Source organism: Paenibacillus sp. BK720 (genome assembly GCF_011761545.1).
Lineage (GTDB): Bacteria > Bacillota > Bacilli > Paenibacillales > Paenibacillaceae > Pristimantibacillus.
Genome location: NZ_JAASRQ010000006.1, coordinates 365,716 through 384,164, shown reverse-complemented (window position 1 = coordinate 384,164; position 18,449 = coordinate 365,716). Strand labels below are relative to the sequence as shown.

18 protein-coding genes are annotated in these 18,449 nt (G+C 52.5%); 12 read left to right on the top strand and 6 right to left on the bottom strand.

What is annotated here, in order from left to right:
• Positions 1 to 43: 43 nt before the first annotated feature.
• Genes FHT67_RS23470 through FHT67_RS23460 form a run of 3 tightly spaced genes read left to right on the top strand, consistent with a single transcriptional unit; the run spans position 44 to position 1,567 of the window.
• Complete coding sequence (locus FHT67_RS23470; protein WP_347880118.1) at positions 44 to 544, top strand: SRPBCC family protein; 501 nt, start codon at positions 44 to 46, stop codon at positions 542 to 544.
• The gene (locus FHT67_RS23465) at positions 507 to 1,187 is read left to right on the top strand and encodes a YdeI/OmpD-associated family protein (protein ID WP_167201490.1); all 681 of its coding nucleotides are present in this window, start codon (positions 507 to 509) and stop codon (positions 1,185 to 1,187) included. Before FHT67_RS23470 ends, FHT67_RS23465 begins: the two co-directional genes overlap by 38 nt.
• 2 nt (positions 1,188 to 1,189) lie before the next feature.
• Positions 1,190 to 1,567 carry an MmcQ/YjbR family DNA-binding protein gene (locus tag FHT67_RS23460; RefSeq protein ID WP_132308359.1) on the top strand — a complete coding sequence of 126 codons (378 nt, stop codon included), beginning with the start codon at positions 1,190 to 1,192 and terminating at the stop codon, positions 1,565 to 1,567.
• A gap of 32 nt (positions 1,568 to 1,599) precedes the next feature.
• Here the strand turns inward: FHT67_RS23460 and FHT67_RS23455 are convergent, their stop codons facing one another.
• On the bottom strand, positions 1,600 to 2,127 hold the full coding sequence (locus FHT67_RS23455) for a YfiT family bacillithiol transferase (protein WP_167201489.1): 528 nt from the start codon (positions 2,125 to 2,127) through the stop codon (positions 1,600 to 1,602).
• Between the two features lie 144 nt (positions 2,128 to 2,271).
• Between FHT67_RS23455 and FHT67_RS23450 the strand changes: the two genes are divergently transcribed.
• Positions 2,272 to 3,243, top strand: coding sequence for an iron-hydroxamate ABC transporter substrate-binding protein (locus FHT67_RS23450; protein WP_167201488.1), 972 nt, complete (start codon positions 2,272 to 2,274; stop codon positions 3,241 to 3,243).
• 54 nt (positions 3,244 to 3,297) lie between these two features.
• On the opposite strand, the gene FHT67_RS23445 is transcribed toward FHT67_RS23450, so the two are convergent.
• Positions 3,298 to 4,791 carry a DHA2 family efflux MFS transporter permease subunit gene (locus FHT67_RS23445; RefSeq protein WP_132308365.1) on the bottom strand — a complete coding sequence of 498 codons (1,494 nt, stop codon included), beginning with the start codon at positions 4,789 to 4,791 and terminating at the stop codon, positions 3,298 to 3,300.
• Between the two features lie 235 nt (positions 4,792 to 5,026).
• Positions 5,027 to 5,575, bottom strand: a complete 549-nt coding sequence (locus tag FHT67_RS23440; protein WP_167201487.1) for a helix-turn-helix domain-containing protein — start codon at positions 5,573 to 5,575, stop codon at positions 5,027 to 5,029.
• A gap of 214 nt (positions 5,576 to 5,789) precedes the next feature.
• Here FHT67_RS23440 and FHT67_RS23435 point away from each other — a divergent pair, with 214 nt between their 5' ends.
• Complete coding sequence (locus tag FHT67_RS23435; protein WP_167201486.1) at positions 5,790 to 6,560, top strand: DODA-type extradiol aromatic ring-opening family dioxygenase; 771 nt, start codon at positions 5,790 to 5,792, stop codon at positions 6,558 to 6,560.
• 54 nt (positions 6,561 to 6,614) lie between these two features.
• On the opposite strand, the gene FHT67_RS23430 is transcribed toward FHT67_RS23435, so the two are convergent.
• Together FHT67_RS23430 and FHT67_RS30165 are read right to left on the bottom strand one after the other, a co-directional pair.
• Positions 6,615 to 9,152 (bottom strand): choice-of-anchor A family protein, encoded by a 2,538-nt coding sequence (locus tag FHT67_RS23430; RefSeq protein ID WP_167201485.1) that lies wholly within the window; start codon positions 9,150 to 9,152, stop codon positions 6,615 to 6,617.
• Positions 9,153 to 9,327: 175 nt separating this feature from the next.
• Complete coding sequence (locus FHT67_RS30165; protein ID WP_243867416.1) at positions 9,328 to 9,708, bottom strand: hypothetical protein; 381 nt, start codon at positions 9,706 to 9,708, stop codon at positions 9,328 to 9,330.
• Between the two features lie 181 nt (positions 9,709 to 9,889).
• On the opposite strand from FHT67_RS30165, the gene FHT67_RS30160 reads away from it, so the two are divergent.
• From FHT67_RS30160 to FHT67_RS23410, 4 genes are all read left to right on the top strand, one after another.
• Positions 9,890 to 10,579, top strand: a complete 690-nt coding sequence (locus tag FHT67_RS30160; RefSeq protein ID WP_243867414.1) for a glycosyltransferase family protein — start codon at positions 9,890 to 9,892, stop codon at positions 10,577 to 10,579.
• A 128-nt stretch (positions 10,580 to 10,707) separates the two neighbouring features.
• Entirely contained in the window at positions 10,708 to 11,802 is a 1,095-nt protein-coding gene (locus FHT67_RS23420) for an endospore germination permease (protein ID WP_208403462.1), read from the top strand.
• Positions 11,799 to 13,274 (top strand): spore germination protein, encoded by a 1,476-nt coding sequence (locus FHT67_RS23415; RefSeq protein WP_132308375.1) that lies wholly within the window; start codon positions 11,799 to 11,801, stop codon positions 13,272 to 13,274. Before FHT67_RS23420 ends, FHT67_RS23415 begins: the two co-directional genes overlap by 4 nt.
• A 14-nt stretch (positions 13,275 to 13,288) precedes the next feature.
• Positions 13,289 to 14,437 carry a Ger(x)C family spore germination protein gene (locus tag FHT67_RS23410; RefSeq protein ID WP_167201484.1) on the top strand — a complete coding sequence of 383 codons (1,149 nt, stop codon included), beginning with the start codon at positions 13,289 to 13,291 and terminating at the stop codon, positions 14,435 to 14,437.
• Between the two features lie 2 nt (positions 14,438 to 14,439).
• On the opposite strand, the gene FHT67_RS23405 is transcribed toward FHT67_RS23410, so the two are convergent.
• The gene (locus tag FHT67_RS23405) at positions 14,440 to 15,180 is read right to left on the bottom strand and encodes an SDR family NAD(P)-dependent oxidoreductase (RefSeq protein WP_167201483.1); all 741 of its coding nucleotides are present in this window, start codon (positions 15,178 to 15,180) and stop codon (positions 14,440 to 14,442) included.
• A 123-nt stretch (positions 15,181 to 15,303) separates the two neighbouring features.
• On the opposite strand from FHT67_RS23405, the gene FHT67_RS23400 reads away from it, so the two are divergent.
• The 3 genes from FHT67_RS23400 (at position 15,304) to FHT67_RS23390 (ending at position 18,439) form a co-directional block, all read left to right on the top strand.
• Positions 15,304 to 16,182, top strand: a complete 879-nt coding sequence (locus tag FHT67_RS23400; protein ID WP_167201482.1) for a LysR family transcriptional regulator — start codon at positions 15,304 to 15,306, stop codon at positions 16,180 to 16,182.
• Positions 16,183 to 16,266: 84 nt separating this feature from the next.
• On the top strand, positions 16,267 to 16,809 hold the full coding sequence (locus FHT67_RS23395; RefSeq protein ID WP_132308383.1) for an NADPH-dependent FMN reductase: 543 nt from the start codon (positions 16,267 to 16,269) through the stop codon (positions 16,807 to 16,809).
• Positions 16,810 to 17,029: 220 nt separating this feature from the next.
• On the top strand, positions 17,030 to 18,439 hold the full coding sequence (locus tag FHT67_RS23390) for an MBOAT family O-acyltransferase (RefSeq protein WP_167201481.1): 1,410 nt from the start codon (positions 17,030 to 17,032) through the stop codon (positions 18,437 to 18,439).
• Positions 18,440 to 18,449: the final 10 nt, after the last annotated feature.

Sequence of the window (18,449 nt, the reverse complement as noted above, 5' to 3'; positions counted from 1 at the left end):
TATAGAAATAAGGAAGTAGTAAACGACAGGGGGAGGTTTGAAGGTGACAGCAGCAATAGCAGCTAAAGCTGAAATGATGATCAGGCGTCCGGTGAGCGATGTGTATGAAGCTTTCATCGATCCGGCTATAACGTCGAAGTTCTGGTTCACAAGTGGCAGCGGGAAGCTGGAAGAAGGCAGTCAGGTGGAGTGGTTCTGGGAGATGTACGGAGCATCGGCACCTGTCCGCGTGCTGGAGCTCGAGACTAACAAACGCATTGTTATCGATTGGGGAACAAGAGCCGAATGGACGTTTACGGCTTTGTCCGAAACGGAAACCTTTGTGACCGTTACCGACTCCGGCTTTCAGGGAGAAGCAGAGGAAATCGTGCAGCGGGCGATTGGCTCGACGGAAGGCTTCACGATTGTATTATGCGGGGCAAAGGCCTATCTGGAGCATGGCATTCAGCTTAACCTGGTTTATGACAAAGCACCCTACGCGCATGTAAAACAATCGGAGGTTCCTGATGAGCAAGACGATCGTGGAGAAGTTGAATTTACATAAGTATAAAAAAGCAGCCGTTCTGCATCTGCCGGAGGGCAGCGAAGCGCTCGCCGGCTTGGAGCCGTATGAAAGCGAGCTGCAGGCGGGCAGCCGCTACGATCTGATATTCGCTTTCGTTCTCGATATGCCGGCTCTGCAGCAGCTAATGACCGAGGTCATCTACAACCATTACCTGGAGGAAGGCGGTTATTTGTATGCCGCCTATCCGAAGAAGGGCAATAAAGCATATCCGACCTACATCCACCGCGACAGTCTGTTTGAGGGGCTGGGCGCGAGCGAGGAGGATGGCTATATCGGAACCAGCGAGGTCAAATTTGCCCGCATGGTGGGATTGGATGACGTCTTTACGGTTGTAGGCTTCAAGTCCGAGGCCCGCAAGAAGGGTTCGTCGGCCTCCAAGAAACCGAGCCAAAGCGTAGCCGACTACGAGGCTCTTGTGTCTCAGATTGAGGAGGAGCTTCAGGATCATCCGGAGGTTCTGTCGTTTTTCCGTTCGCTTACCCCGGGGTACCGCAAGGATTGGGCCCGTTATGTGTTTAGTGCCGTGCAAGAGGAGACCAGAGCCAAACGGAAAGCCGAGATGAAGGTTATTCTTGGAGAAGGCTATAAGAGTATCGATCTGTATCGGGGAAGAGAGGGATAGGGATGAAGACGGAGCTTGGGAAAGCGATGCTGGAGCGGGTGCAGGGCATTTGCTCGGCATTGCCGGAGGTAGACCAGATCGTTGACGGGTTTGGGCATGACGTGATGAAAGTAAGGGGCAAAACCTTCATTATGATGGGGGAAGGGCATAATAGCGTCCTGCCAAGCTTGTCGATCAAAGCGACGAAGGAGCAGCAGTACCTGCTGCTTGAGCAGGGCGGCTATGTCAAGACGCCGTATATCGGCCATCATGGCTGGGTTTCAGTTGACATGGAAGCGGGTCCGAGTTGGGACGAGCTGGCCGTGCTTATACAGGAGGCTTATTTGCTGGCGGCGCCGAAACGTCTGGTGAAGCAGGTGTTGGAGAGCGTCGCAAGATAACCGCAGGAGGCATTTAAATGTAAGCGTATGGGCTACCAGCCCATACGCTTTTTTAATGAATTGATCTGCGCAAGATGATGCCGGCCATGCCATTCGAAGCGCTGTATCGCCGTATCCAGCGTCATAAGTCCGTTTGTCGGGCTCGTAAAGGTTCTCGCGAAGTCCCATGACTGCATCCCTTGCAGCAGCACGGCAAACCGGCTGCGCAGCGCTTCGATCAGAACAATCGATGCCTCAATGGGCGCTTCATAGTCGTTAAGCTCTGCCCACATGTTCTGCCGGTACGTGGAAGCCGCCGGATTATCTTCGGTCATGGCTCTCTTGAACCGGATATAGGCGTTCATATCGTTATCCGCCAGATGGTGAACGACCTGCCGAATCGTCCAGCCGCCGGGGCGGTAAGGGATAGCCAGCTGCTCTTCGGACAGCTGTTCCACCGCTTTCCGAAGCCGCGACGGCATCCGTTCAATCTCCTTCATCCAATTGCTGCGCTGTTCGGCGGTGGGATCGCATACTTCTTCGAAAGGTCCTATGGGATACCGCAAATTGTCCGTAGTCATTGCACAATCATCCTCCAGCCTAATCCTAATAAAATTTTATTTTGCGCTCATTGACAGAGTTTCAATAACCATTTATAGTTATTCATTGTGATATTGATAATCATTATCGTATATAATGCCATTTCAAATAAAAGGGGTTAAACCATGAGAAAATGTATTCCCGCAATCATGCTGCTTGTACTTGTTGTTGTACTGAGTGCCTGCGGCAGCAACAAATCCAACAACGCGAACAATGCCGATAACGGCTCCGCAGCAGCTGCCGAAACGCCTGCGGCAACAAATTCCGCAGCGGCGGAACAGCCGGCCTCCGGTACGGTTACTTACCAGTCCGAAAGCGGTCCGGTTGAGATTCCCGCCAATCCCAAGCGCATCGTAGCACTGGCTTACGCGCCAAACATGATTTCCATGGGAGCCGACCTTGTGGGCGTAGACCAATGGACCAACATGAGCCCGCTCTTCAACGACAAGCTGAAAGGCGTTGAGGTAGTATCCGATGAAGATCTGGAGAAAATCATCGAGCTTGATCCGGACCTGATCGTCGTTGGCACGGAGAGCAAGAACGTTACCAAGCTGAGCGAAATCGCTCCTACGGTTGCCTTCACTTGGGGCAAATTGGATTACCTGAATCAGCAGGTCGAAATCGGCAAGATTCTTGGCAAAGAAAAAGAAGCGCAAACTTGGGTTGACGACTTCAAATCCCGCGCTGCCGCAATCGGCGACGAGGTGAAAGCGAAGATCGGCGAGAACGCAACCGTATCCGTTATCGAAACGGACGCGAAAAGCTTCTACGTATTCGGCGACCACTGGGCACGCGGCACGGAAGTGTTGTACCAAGCCATGGGTCTGAAAATGCCGGAGAAAGTAACGAAGGATGCTCAAGGACCAGGTTACTTCACCCTGTCGCAAGAAACGCTGTCCGATTATGCCGGCGATTATATCGTACTCAGCAGAAGCACGGCAAACGACAATGCCTTTATGAATACCGATACATGGAAGAACATCCCTGCGGTTAAAAATAACCATGTCATCGAAATCGATACGGAAGCCTCCACCTACAGCGACCCTACTACACTGGAAAGCCTGCTTGCTATCTTCAAAGAAAGCTTCCTGAAATAACTTCAAACAGCAAGCGCCCTTCAGAATCTTCTGGAGGGCGCTTTTGTTTGTTGATTAATGGCTCATGCTGACTTGCTTCTCGCCTTCCGCTCCCTGATCGCCCTCGGGCGGCTTGGTGCGTTTCACAAACAAACCGATAACAATGGCAGCAATGGCGACAACAAGGCCTATCCAGAAGGCATCATGGATACCCGCGACCATGCCGTGAGCCTGCTCGGCCGGCGAGCCCGGATCGGAGGAGGTCTTCAGATAATCCTTGGTGCCGTTACTCATAATACTGATGAACAGCGCTGTGCCGATCGCGCCCGACACTTGCTGCAGGGTATTCAGGATTGCCGTACCGTGCGGATACAGGTGGCGCGGCAGCTGGTTCAGGCCGGAGGTTTGAGCCGGCATCATGACAAGGGAAATACCGATCATCATGATGATGTGAATCAGGATGATATGTCCGTTGCTTGCCGCGGCATCAATGCCGGTAAACATCCACAGCGAGATCGCTACAAGGATAAGACCTGGAGTTACCAGAATGCGAGGACCGAATTTATCGAACAATACGCCGGAGATCGGAGCCATAATGCCGTTAACGATACTGCCGGGAAGCATAATGAGACCCGAAGTGAAAGCCGTCATGAGCAGTGCTCCCTGCAGGAACATCGGCAACAGCGTCATGGTGGAGAACAGCGTCATCATAAGAACAAAGAGCAGAATCGTTACGATGGAGAACATTGGCGATTTGAAGGCGCGCAGGTCCAGAATCGGAGCCTCCAGCCTCAATTGGCGGAAGATAAAGATAATCAGTGCGACAGCGCCGATTGTTATCATCCAGATTACCTCCTGATCCGACCAGCCCTTTTCTCCCGTCGAGCTGAAGCCGTACACGAGTCCGCCGAAACCGATTGTGGAAAGCAGGATCGAGAGGATATCCACCTTTGGCTTCGTAATATCCGACACATTTTTCAGGAACATAAAGGAGAAGATAATCGATAAAGCCGCCAAAGGAATAACGAGAATAAACAGCCAGCGCCAGTTGAGCGAGTCCATGATAACGCCGGACAGCGTCGGACCGATCGCCGGAGCCGCCATAATGACAAGACCGATGAGACCCATCGCTCCTCCGCGTTTCTCGGGCGGGAAGATAGCCATAATGGTGTTCATCAATACGGGAAGCATTAAGCCGGTCCCGATAGCCTGAACAATCCGTCCGACAAGCAGAACGCCAAATTCGGGCGCAACGGCCGAAATAACGGTACCGGCAAAAAACAACGTCATAGCGCCGATAAACATCTGCCTGGTTGTAAACCATTGCTGAAGCAACGCCGTGACCGGAACGAGTACGCCAACAACAAGCATGTAGGCGGTTGTGAGCCATTGAATAGTTGAAGGGCCAACTTCAAAAGCTTTCATTAATTCCGGAAGCGCGTTACCAAGCAGCGTTTCATTCAGAATGGCGATAAAAGCGCCAATTATAATCGTAGCAATAATAGGCCCGCGCTTAATATTCGTTAAGTCGGGGGCAGTGCTGGATCCACCAGCATGAGAAGCATTCATGAATAATGGCCTTCCTTTCCTTCGCTTTTCAACGAAAAGGTATGTATATTATTTTGTTTAGGCTCGCCGGACGGTATTCGTCCTTGTTTTCCCCTCCGCGGATCTTTATTTGGCCCAATTTCCACTTTATCACAGGGTGCTAGGCCGAGAAAAGGGCGTCAGGCGGGAACAAATGTGTATAATTTATTTTGTTGCTGGATGAAGAAAGGGCGCCCCGGGGCGCCCTTTCTTCTTCTTATAGAAATGCTTTTGAAGGATCGGATTCGGTGTAAACCGAGATCATGACGATCGCGGTATCCTCTCCGATATTCTTTACCGTATGCGGCGTGCAGGCATTCCAGCTGAAGGAATCGCCCGCGCTCAATTCGGCTGCATCCTCGCCTTGCTCGATATAGATTGTTCCCTGAATGACGACATGTACCTCTTCGCCTTCGTGGGCATGGTTTTCTCCGGTCGACGCGCCGGGCGGCAGCTCAACGATCATCATATGAACGTTTTTGGTGGAGCTCAGGTGAGACACCTTCAGCTTGTCCGGCCCGCTAGTCGTTATCCGGCGCTCATCCTTGCGGACGAGCTGCATTTTTTCCTTTTTATCCAGCAGCAAGTAAGCTAGCGGAACCTCAAGCGCATTTGCAATGCTTTGCAGCGTTGTAATCGACGGGGAGGTTTTATTCGTTTCGACCTGGCTCATAAAGCCTTGAGACAAACCGGTCTCCTCGCAAATTTGGGCGATCGTGATATTCTTCCGCTTGCGGATGGCCCGAATGGTGGAGCCGATATCCATAACGCAGCTCACTCCTCGAAATATTAGTGGTACAAAACTAATATTTATATTAACAATTTTTCAATTGACAGGCTAGTCGTTGCGGCATTATATTTCTTATAGAAAATAATTATTTTCATTACTAATATAATTGAAGCAAAACGGATTTCCTGCGATGGATCAAGGAAGACGCAAGAGGATAAAAACCATAATCATAGATAAGGAGTGAACGGCAATGCTTCCATCTTATTTCTTCGCGCATGGCGCGCCTTCGATTGTTTTGGAGGATAACAGCTATACGGACTTGCTGAAGTCCTTCGCGGTTAATCATCCAAAGCCGAAGGCCATTGTTCTGTTCTCGGCCCATTGGGAGGAGAACGTGCAGGCTGTCAGCGCCGTTAAGACGTACAGCACGATTTACGATTTTGGCGGATTCCAGGATGAGCTGTACCGGATGACTTATCCGGCGAAAGGGGATCGCACCCTGGCGGACCGCATCGTATCCCTGTTTGAATCGCAGGGAATACGGGCGGTAACGGATGAAGAACGCGGCCTGGATCACGGTGCGTGGGCGGTACTGAAGCTCTTGTATCCGGACGCGGACATTCCGGTTATCGCTTTATCGGTGAACCGGTACCTGACGAACGAGCAGCAGTATCAGATCGGCAAAGCGATTGCTGAGCTTAGAGAGCAGGATGTCCTGATGATCGGAAGCGGGGGGACCGTTCATAATCTGCGGGCTTTGAACTGGCGACCGGATGGCGTGGATGAATGGGCAGCAAGCTTTGATCAATGGCTGCAGGATCATCTGGAGGCATGGGATCTGGACGCGTTGTTCCATTACCGTACACTCGCTCCTTACGCGACACAAGCGGTGCCGACAAGCGAGCATTTTATTCCGCTCCTGCTGGCCATGGGGGCGGGGGACGGTACGCGTCAGGCGAAGCTGCTTCATCGCAGCTACCAGTACGGCAACTTGAGCCTTAGCTGCTGGGAATTTGCCTGATCAAGATGAGAAAAGCCCAAGATCCTTGTTCACAGAGGTCTTGGGCTTTTGCTATTATTCTTCCTCCTCCTCGACGATAACGCGAACCGTGTTAGTAAGCAGGCCTGCCCGGAAGCAAGAGGCCCCATACCGGAATTCGAAAAGAACGGCCGCTTGGTTAAGGACAATGCCCCCCATCGGCTCAGCCAGTACGTTCACCTGGAAGGTAAGCCTGCGCGTTACTCCCGGCGCTATTGTGCCAAGCGGAATGCCCGCTTGAGGGTCAGGCTGCGGAATGCCATCCACGGTAAGGCTTCCCGAGATGTATTGCAGCTGATTGTCGAGCGGATCGTAGAAGATGACGTTGGTTGCGATGATGTCCGTCGATAGGTTGGTGAGCATGATATTGTAATGGTAACTTTCCCCGGCCTTGACGATTTGAGCATCGGCTGTTTTGAGGAAGGACGCGTAATCCGATGCCCGAATCATGGATACCGGATTGGATATCGTGTTGGATGCGAAGGTTTGCGAGAGAAGCTGCTGATTCGGCAGCAGGAAATCGGCCTTTACTTGCGCGGTATTCGTTAGCGAGCCGCTCCCCCTTACGAGGATGTCAAACCGGACCAGGATGCTTTCGTTTTGAGCAATCGGCCCAAGACTGATGCCTTCGTTAGGATTGTCATCCAGTCGAAGCACGTTGTTGACTCGGATGGTTCCCGGAATGAAGACGGCATTGGAAGGAAGGATATCCGTTAATACCGTTCGGCCGGATACCGCGTTGCCATTGTTGACGACGAAGATGGTATAAGTAATTCGCTGCCCGACAAATAAGGTAAGAGCAAGGAACGTTTTGGAGATGTGCAGGTTAGGGGCGTTCATCACCGTTGTCCATGGGACCGTCACAAAGCTGGTCGAGACGATCGGCTGAATCGAACCTGTCAAAACCGGAATCGTTACGCCAACAAGCGGCGGAAGCGTAATGCCCGGAACGGATATTTGTTGGTTCAGCAACACGCTTCCGTCCGGACCGGTTATTGGCCCCAAATTTGGAACCTGACCCGGTGTCGGCGTTACACCCGGTTTGAAGACGGGAAGGACAGGAAGAAAAAGTCCCGGAACAGGCGTTACGCCTGGCAGGGCGTTAACGGAGATATCCCCCGGTGTACACGTTGCGGGTACAGTGCCTGGCGGAACCGTAACCACAAAGCCTGTATTCGTAATCAGTCCGTTCGGAGGATAGCCCGTAACAAAGGCCTGGAATTGAATCGTGACAACCTGACCGACATTGATAATACCGATAACGACCTGTTCCGTAATGTCGACGCCGCTAAAAAAGCCGCCGTCTATCAACAGGCTGGATGGAATGAAGTGAACGCCCGGCGGCAGCGCCTCCACGATTACGGCTTCTCCCGGAGCGGTTCCTATGTTTGTTACGGTAATCGTATAAGTAATCGTATCTCCAATCTGTGCCGTCGTGACATTAGGGGTTTTGGTCGCTGTAATAATCGGCCCCGTGACAATCGCAGGCGTTGTTGTTGAAGTAGAGGTTGTGGTTGTCGGCACCGGCGTTGTGCTTGTCGTCGTGGTCGTTGTTGTGGAGGTGGTGGGAATGGCTGTTGTTGTACTGGACGTGCTCGACGTTGATGAGCTGCTTGATGTCGATGTCGTGCTTGCGGTGGATGTCGTTGAAGTTGTCGAAGCTGTCGTCGAAGCTGTCGTCGAAGCTGTCGTTGTTGATGTCGTCGACGACGTTGTCGAGGTCGTTGTTGTTGAGGTTGTAGGCGGATTTACATCCGGCAGACAGCCCATAAAAGGAACATTATGCGCTTCAAGCGTACCGCCTACATTCGTGAGAGATTGGGCGACAAGCGTACCGTCAATATTGCCGAAGCCGATCGCTTCCCAGTTCGCATAGGGAGCAAGTACCGAACCGAGAATCGAAAGATTCTGGTTATAAGCCGTGGTAGCCTGATAGAGGTTCCATAGAATGAATTGTCCCTCGGATGGGTTAGGCGTAACGCCGTTGCGGAAGATCTGATAGCTGCCGAACCCGACATTGTCATCCCCTACATTAATGAGAATAGTTGAGCCTGCCGGTGAAATGATATTAATGCCGTTGGCCGTATCGAGCCGCAGCCCGTTGCCGTCCACGTTATTGCCGTTAAACATAAATATGTTAAGAGCCGGATCTGTTCCGAATAGAAATATGGTACCGAAGTTATTGACCACGGTTCCGTTGACCGGCAGCCCGGCAAGGTTAAGCGATAGTTGGGCCAGCGATTGTTCCGCACCGTCGAAGTCGACCGGTGTCCCTACAAGAGGCTGGCCAGGCACTCCGTTATTATTGGTCATCGAATAATTGATAACCGTGCCGTTCGGGAATATGGTGGTGTTCCCCGCGAAGTTGGTTCCCCCCGTAATATTGATATTTCCCCTTACGATAAGGTCCGATCTCGTTGTAGAAACGGGCAGCTTATCGCCTATCCCATAGCTGTTATAAGTGGCATTGCCGCCAACGGCTACTCTCCCCTCCGAATCAACGAAGGATTGCGTGTGGTTGCCGAACAAGAACAAGTTGAAGCCGTTGGCTGTTCCGAGATTGACACAAGCCATCCCATTATCCCCTCCCAAGGTCGTTTGTCAGCCGAATTGCACACACCCTAAATACCTATGCATAACCCCTTTGTTTCAGGCATAGAAGAAAGTATTATTTCTGATTAAATAAGGGGTGAAGGCCATTAAAACGGCTATTTTGACCATGTTCAACGGGTTATCCAAGACTTATTCCTTAGTCAGCGTGGTGGAAGAGCACCTGCATATGCTGCTGGGCGGCGGAGTAGACGTCAAGGTGCTTGTCAGTCAGGATTGCCCGGACTCCGAACGATACGGCGTCTATAGCGATGAACGGATTGAATGGGTGAAAATAACGAACAGACTGCATGGCAACCAGATTCATTGGATGGATTACACGCAGCCTACGGGGAGAGTCCACCCTAGCTTCTTCCAGGAGGCGGAGGTTATTGCCGACAGCTTGCATGAGGCTTTGCTGGATGTGGACGTTGTGTTCCTCCACGATATCCTGTACCAGGGCTGGCATCTCGTTCATAATATCGCCGTCCGTCACGTTCAGGCCCGGCTTCCCAGGCTTCGTTTCCTTGCCATGACGCATTCTTACCCGGCCGTCAGGCCGCAGCGGATGGACTGGCCCCTCTCCGCAAGGTTTTCGCCGCTGCCGAATACGACTTATCTGTATCCGGCCGAGTCGGGGCTTGCCGCGCTTGCGGAGCAATACATGGTTCCGATTGAGCAGTGCAGGGCTATCCCTAAACAGCCTGAATCTCTTTGGCGGAATGGGAGAAGAAGTGCGGCGGCTTGGAACACGAACCGATCTGCTGTCGCCGGACATTCTGGCGGTCTATCCCGGCCGGCTCACGACAGGCAAGCAGCTGGAGAAAGCCGCTGCGCTTCTGGGGGCAATAGGATTGGCGTCGGGCAAAAGGGTGAAAATGATCTTTTGCGATTTTCCTTCACTGGATATCGAGCCGGCTGCTTACAAACGGAGAATCAGGAGCGAAGGAGAGCTGTACGGTCTTGGAGGGGAAAACCTTGTATTCACCTCGGAGCAGGGCTGGCCGGATGGCTTCCCGCATTCCGGGGTCATGGATCTGTTTACTTTGAGCAACCTGTTTATATGTACCTCTTATTCGGAATCCTTTGGGCTTATTGTGCTGGAGGCAGCCAGCCGGGGCAATATGCTTGTCCTTAATCAGGCGGTCCCGGCCTTGGAGGAGCTGGGCAGCCGGCTTCATGCGTATTTTATGAGATGGAATGCGAGAGGGTTCGGCGTGGATACGAGGGAGAGCTATCATCCCTCGGAGGAGGCGTATTTGCTCGAGCATGCGGAGCGGATCGCGGGCCTCATGGCGATTAATCCGGTTCTTCAGGCCAAAACCCTGATTCGCCGGCAATACAACCCGATGTGGATCTGGGAGAACCGGCTCAAGCCGTTAATTGAACATCGGCCCATAGCCGAGCAATAAATGAGGGCTCTCCAACTCCGGAGAGCCCTCATTTATTGCCGCCATGAATAATTTGGCAGGCAGGATGGGAATGAATAACCTATCTTTTTCCCTGTGCGAAAGGGAACAACAGGAACGGAATGATGCTTATGAGTGGAAAGGCCAGCAAAATCAATATCGCCCAAATGCTTATGATTTTTGCTTTGACCAACGGTCTTATCGATCATGTCATTGTGAATCCGATGCTCCTCGACGCTTCCGGGCGGGATGCCTGGATTACGGTCATCGTGACGGGTGCCGCATTTATCGTATGGTGCTTGCTGCTTACATGGATGATGAGAAAATCCGGGCAGCTGAAGTGGCAGAAGTGGATAGCGGATAGGACTCATCCCATTGTCTCATGGATTCTGATTCTCCCGGTGTGCGCCATTCTTTATTTGATTGGAGCAACAACCGTTCTCCATACCGTGAAATGGAACACAACCAACTATCTGCCGGACTCCCCCGCGCTGGTGCTTGTCCTTACTTTAGTTATTATCTGCTTTTTCATTACGGTATGGGGTCTGCGCTCTATTGCGATAACGGCGGGCGTATTGTTTCCCATTGTCTGCGCATTGGGGGTATTCGTCAGCGTCTTTAATCACTCGGAAAAGGACTACAGGCTGCTGACTCCGATTCTGGAGCACGGATGGGCGCCTGTTGCTGACGGCATTTTGTATGCGGCAAGCGGTTATATCGAGGTTGTTTTCCTGCTTCTCTTGCAGCATAGGCTAAGCGAAAAAATCAAAATGTGGCAGGTCCTCCTCTACAGCCTGTTTATTGTAGGAATTATGCTGGGCCCAATCGTTGGGGCTATTACCGAATTCGGTCCCAGGGAAGCGGCCAATCAGATGACCTCGCCTTACGAGCAGTGGCGTTTGGTGAAGGTGGGGCAATATATCGAGCATGTCGATTTCTTCTCGATCTTTCAATGGATGTCGGGGGCATGCATTCGCATATGCATTGCGGTGTATCTCTTGACCGATGTTCTGAAGATGACGGGGAATGTCCGCAAATGGACAACGGCCATAATTATGGCTAGCTATATTTTTATTGGTATCATCCGTACGAATGACTACTCCTATTACCAGTGGATGTACAAGGTGTTTTTGCCTTCTTCTCTTGCTATTCTGCTGGTTGTCACTCTGACATGGATGATCATCACGCTGTTGGCCAAACCATTTCGGAAGGATGAGCCTCAATGACAGCATCCGCAGGGACAGCACCCGCAGGCAGCGTAATCTGGAACGAAGAACGATTGAGGCAGCTCTATCAGGGATCGGCGGACGTATTCGTCAAGCCATGCCGGTTCGGAGCCAGCGACAAGCCTTCCGTTGTTCTGGTGTACGCGAATGCACTATGCGATACCGGGCAAATTCACGAGTTTGTCCTCCCGGTTCTTACCGAGTATTACGAAGCAGCCGGCAAAGCCTCAGCAGAAGACATCCATCAGATGATTTCCCGGCTGTCGCTGTTTTCTTATAAAGGAATCCCCACCGCGGACGACATTGACGAAGTCGTCTTCGAGGGAGGGCTATTTCTTTATTTTGTTCAGGAGAAGCGTTACTTCAATATGGGAATCAGCGACCGTCCGCAACGGATGCCAAGCGAATCCAGCACGGAAATTTCCATTAAAGGCCCCAAAGACGGCTTTATCGAGGATATGTCCGTCAATGTAGCGCTGATCCGTAAACGGCTCCGCAGTCATTCGCTGCACGTAAAGGAATATACGATCGGCAAGCGGACGAAGACAAGGCTGTCCCTGCTGTATTTCGAGGACATTATTAGTCCAAAAATATTAAATGCGGTGCATAAAAGTCTGCAGTCCATTGATACTGACGGTCTCTACAGCATTAACCAGCTAGAGGAGGCGTTAACCGGCTCGAAATACAAGCTTCTCCCGCTGCTGGACTATACGGGAAGACCGGATTACTGCGTAAACTCCCTGCTTTCCGGCAGGTTTCTAATTGTTATGGACGGCAATCCGCTTGTTATCGTAGGGCCTGCGGGATTAAGCCTGCTGCTGAAGTCGCCGGAGGACATTCATTTCAACTACACCTACATTTCGTTTGCACGGTTTATTCGGATATTCAGTCTGTTTCTTACCGTATTTCTGCCAGGGATCTGGGTAGCGCTGATGGCCTTCCACCAGGACCAGCTGCCGTTCCGGATTATGGCGACCATCTCGGTCTCCCGGCTGGGGCTGCCATTTTCCGCCCAGATCGAGATGTTTATTCTGCTGATGCTCCTGGAGATCTTCCGCGAGGCCGGTGTCCGGCTGCCGACCTCCATCGGTCAGACTTTAACGTCGATCGGCGGTCTCATCATTGGCGATGCCGCGATCCGCGCGGGACTGGTATCGCCGTCGGTTGTTGTGATTGGGGCGATTACCGCAGTCTCGGGGGTAACGCTGGTTAACCAGTCGTTAAGTACGGTCGTCAGCATTATCCGGCTGTTCTTTTTCCTGCTGTCCTCTTTCCTTGGCATGTACGGGGTTATTCTCGGGATCGTCATCTTTATTGCGCTTATGGGAAGCCAGCGGTCCTTCGGCGTGAGTTATCTTGCTCCCCTATCGCCGCTTAAAATCAAGGATGTTGCGGCTTCGTTCCTAAGACTTCCTTGGTTCTTAATGAAGCGTCGTCCGTCTGTCCTGCAAAATCCGGATGACGAGCGATAAAGGAGTGGGGTAGAGTGCGTTTTTGGATTGGGAAAATCCTAATTTGTCTATTGGCTGCCGGATCTTTGTCAAGCTGCGCAAACTCGCGGGATATTCAAAACATGGCCTATGTTACCGCCCTTGGCATCGATTACGTAAATGGCGAATACAAGACTTATATTCAAGTGCTGAATTTCTCGAATATCGCGAGATCCGAGAATACGTCGCTGGGCCAAAAGGTGCCGATCTGGATTGGCACGGGACATGGGAAAACCCTTGCTCTCTCGCTCTCGGATACAAATGCGACCTCTCAGTTTCCTTTGTTCTGGGGACATTTGAAAGCCATCGTGCTAAGCGAGAATCTGATGAAGCGGGGCGGCAAAGAAACGTATGCGACGTTAAACCGCTATTACCAGATCCGTTATAACGTGCTTGTATTTGGAACCAAGGATAGGATGGAGGACATTTTAACTCAAAAATCGATCTTTAATCTGTCTCCGCTGGATACCATCATGTACACGAGCGCGCAGAATCACAGTCAAAGTCCCTATATCATTGCCTCTTACGGCAATCGGCTTATCGCCAACATGAATGAACCGGGCAATTCCCTCTATATGCCTTCGATCACCATTAATAAGGACACGTGGCTGGAGGATAAAGCTACCCGGGGGATGTTTCAAATGAACGGGGCGTATTTTTTCGATAAAGGCAGTTTAGTAAACTGGATGTCGATCGCGGAGCTGAAGGGACTGCGGTGGGCAACGGAAAAAATCAGCAAGACCACGCTTCAAGTGCCTCTAGAGGAAGGGAATGAAGGGGCTATTCAATTCGGGCATCCCCGAATGAAAGTCATTCCGAAGGTGCAGAGCAACGGGGACGTCAAGTTCGATCTTAAGGTTACCGCAAAAGGAACCATCAGGGATTCCGACAATGCAACGATCCCCGAGCTGGAAAAAAGGGCTGAGCAGGCCATACAAGAGGAAATTAAAGAGACGTACCGGGTTGGACTCGCGAAGCATTGCGACCCGTTTCAAATGGAAGAGACGTTGTACCGGCAGCGCCCGCGCCTGTTCCATCAGCTGACCAAGGGAGGCTTCTTTTTCCTGAATGAGCGCTCCCTTGGCGCGGTGCAGGTTACCGTAAAAATTACAAGCACAGGGAAGTACAAAGAGATCGTGAAATAGCGCTACATCGTTTGGCCGCTGTCGACGGTAATCATCTGGCCGGTCATGCCCTCCTGCTCCAACGAGGCGCAGATCAGCTGCGCAATATCCTCGGGAGTCGAGATGCGCTGCAGAAGCAAGTTAGGGGCGAGCCGGAGCATTTGGTCCTCCCGGCCGGACCACCACCTGGTTGCGACGGCGCCCGGCACCACGCAGTTGACTCTTATGCGAGGCGCCAAAGCGCGCGCGAGTGATTTGGTAAGGCCATGGACGGCGGCTTTGGATACCGCGTAAGGCAGAGACGAGCCTAAGCCGGTTGAGCCGGCTATGCTGCCGACGTTTACGATGGCGCCTTGTCCCTGTCTGTTCATGAGGGGAGCAGCTGCCCTTGCGCAATAAAACATGCCCTTTACATTGACATCAAACAATTCGTCCCACACTTCGCCGGTTGCGGCGTCGAGGTCGGAGAATGGAATGTGGCGGGTGATGCTGGCATTGTTCACCAGCAGATCCAGGGTGCCGAAGGATTGGATGATGGTCTCCGCCATGTCTTTGACCTCCTCCTCCTTCGAGACATCCGCCCGAATGGCTATTGCCTTCCCGCCCAAGCTCTGAATGAGCTTCACGGTTTCTTCCGCTTCTTGCCGGGAACGCGAATAATTAACGGCAACGGCCGCCCCTTTGCCGGCTAATGCCAGACTTGTCGCACGGCCGATTCCCGTGCCTCCGCCGGTTACCAACGCTGTTTTATGCTTGAGCTCCATAAGATGACCTCCCTGCTAGTTCGTTTATTGTCATTGTATAAGTCGCTCATCGATTTGTATAATTGAATAAAATGAAGGATTGGTTCAAAAATATTGAATTCATCCGGGGAGATCGAGAGACGAATGGATTTGAAGACTTTAAAGACCCTGCATGCCATCGTCCGGCATGGCAGCTTTCATCAAGCGGCGGAAGAGCTGAGCTATGCCCAATCCACGGTGACGATGCAGATTCAGAGACTGGAGGCGGATCTTGGCGTCAGGCTGTTTGAGCGGGGGAAGAAGGTCGGGCTGACGGAAGCGGGAAGGCTGTTCCATGAGCAAAGCCTGGATATTGTCCGCCGGATGGAACGGCTGCAGAGCGATCTGGCCGAGCTGCAAAGCGGTGAAGCCGGGAAGGTGAGGCTTGGCGTAACGGAGCCGACGGCCAGCTTCGGTCTGCCGCGGCTGCTTACGGCTTTCATGGGCTTGCAGCCCAAGGTTGAGGTATCTCTTGAGATTGCCAGCACGCCTCTTCTGGTGAACAGCTTAAGGCAGGGCGAGCTGGACTTTGCGCTATGCTCCGCGCCGGAATCCGGAGAAGAATTGTATTTCCATCCGCTGTTTCAAGAACGGTTTGTCTTGCTGCTTCCGGAGAACCATCCGCTGACCGGCTTTGAACGCATCGAGCTTGCCGACCTGGAAGGGCACCGGCTCCTGATTACGGCGGCAACCTGCCCCTACCGGAAGAAGCTTGAGAGAATCCTGCAGGATCGCGGACCTCTGTCGATCGAGACGATGGAGATCGGCAGCATGATGGCGCTTAGGCATTATGCGGCAAGCGGATTTGGCATCGCTCTTGTTCCGCTTGCCGCCCTGCAGCCATTGCCCGAAGGCACGCAAATAAGGGAGCTTCGGGACGTATCGGTAGACATGCTGATGGGGCTGGTCAGCCGTACGGGACCGTTGTCGCCGGCGGCCCATAAGCTTTACGAGAATTTAAGGCAGGCTCTGGAAAGGATTTAGACCCTTGCATAGAGAAGGAATGATATGGAAACGATAGTGCAAGGTTCAAATCGTTTTTACTATTTCTAAGAAAGAAGGTATATCATGTCTAAGCTGAATATCGGGATTATTTTGGGAAGCACGCGCCAGGGCCGCGTATGTCCGCAAGTAGGCGAGTGGGTGAAGGGTGTTGCCGATAAACGCGGCGATGCCAACTACGAGATCGTGGACGTGGCAGACTACAAGCTGCCGCTGTTTGGTGAAGTGGATGCTTCGGAGCAAGCAGGCGCTTGGAATGCCAAGCTGGCGGGTCTCGACGGTTTTGTGTTTATCGTAGCGGAATACAATCACAGCATCACGGGCTCCTTGAAAAATGCGCTCGATTTCGCGCGCGAAGCCTGGAACAACAAAGCAGCCGGCATCGTGAGCTACGGCTCGGTGGGCGGCGCCCGCGCCGCAGAGCATCTTCGCGGCATTCTTGGCGAGCTGTCGGTAGCCGACGTACGCGTTCACCCGGCGCTGTCGCTGTTTACGGACTTCGAGAACGGCTCGGTATTCAAGCCGGCCGATCTTCATCTGACGAACGTAAACGGCATGCTGGACCAGGTTCTTGCCTGGAGCGGCGCGCTTAAGACGCTTAGACAATAAAACGATTGCCTTTACGAAGAGCATCCTCCTTAAGAGGGTGCTCTTTTTTGCTGTTTTTTTGCGGCAAATTGTAACTTTCTTGTCCTAATCCGCGTCAGTAGCACTGATATGTATGCGATATCATTACCTTGCATCGAGGAGAGTGCTGGACGTGAAACGATTAGTAGATCAATTGAAACCTGCCGCGCAAGGCGGATTTTGGACAGTGACGTAACCGGCTATGGTATTTAGCAGCCTGTTGTTCCTGTTTATTTTTTTGCCGTCGGTGCTCCTGCTCTATTGGCTGTCGCCGCGAAGAGGGAAGAATCTGATTCTGTTCCTCGCCAGTCTGGTCTTCTACGCCTGGGGCGAACCGGTCTATATCGTCATTATGCTGATTTCGACGGTGACGGATTACAGCTTCGGCCTTTTGTTAAGCAAGCCGGAGTGGGGGCCGAAGCGGCGCAAAGCGATCGTCGTTGCCTCCGTTATCGTGAACCTGGCGCTGCTGTCGTATTTCAAATACGCCGACTTTGCGATCCTCAACGTCAATGCCCTGCTAGGCACGGATATTCCGCTGACGGAGCTGGCGCTTCCGATCGGCATCTCGTTTTATACGTTCCAATCGATGTCCTACATGATCGACGTATACCGGGGAACGGCGAAAGCCCAGCGCAACTGGATCGACTTCGGTACGTTCGTAGCCCTGTTCCCGCAGCTCGTTGCGGGGCCAATCGTGCAGTACAACACGCTGGCGGGGCAGCTGAAGGAACGCCGCGTAACGATGGAGATGTTTGCGGAAGGGGTAAGGCGTTTTATTGTCGGTCTCGCCAAAAAGGTGCTTCTGGCCAATAATATCGGCCTGCTCTGGCATGCCATCTCTGATGTCGATGCGGGGACGCTGCCGGTGCTCACCGCATGGCTTGGCATGATCGCTTTCGCGTTCCAGATCTACTTCGACTTCAGCGGCTACTCGGATATGGCTATCGGTCTTGGATTGATGTTCGGCTTCCGGTTCAATGAGAACTTCAATAAGCCCTATGCGGCGCAAAGCATTACGGATTTTTGGCGCAGATGGCATATATCGCTGAGCACCTGGTTTCGCGATTACGTCTATATTCCGCTTGGCGGCAACCGGAAGGGTCTGCCGAAGCAGCTCCGCAACATCCTGATTGTCTGGCTCCTGACCGGAATCTGGCATGGGGCGGCATGGAACTTCATGTTGTGGGGCTTGTATTTCGGCGTTATCCTTATTTTCGAAAAATGGGCCGGTCTACGGCTGCTCGCCCGCGCGCCGCGCTGGATCCGGCATGTCTACGCCAGCCTGCTTATCCTGATCGGGTGGGTGCTGTTCGCCTTTGACGAGCTGCCGAAGGTTGGCCGTTACCTGAAAGCGATGTTTGGCCTAAACGGCCAGCCGGTCTGGGATGACGGGACGGTGTACTTCTTGTATACGAACCTGGGATTGCTCGCGGTGCTTGTTCTGGCCTCAATCGCCTGGAGGGAACGGAAGGCGGCCGACCGGGAAAACGGCAGCTTATCGGCTATCCGTTCGCTGGCGGGCTTTGCCGCGATGCTTGTGTTGTTCTTCCTCTCCGTCTCTTATCTCGTCGACGCGACGTTTAATCCGTTCCTGTATTTCCGTTTCTGACAGCAAGGGG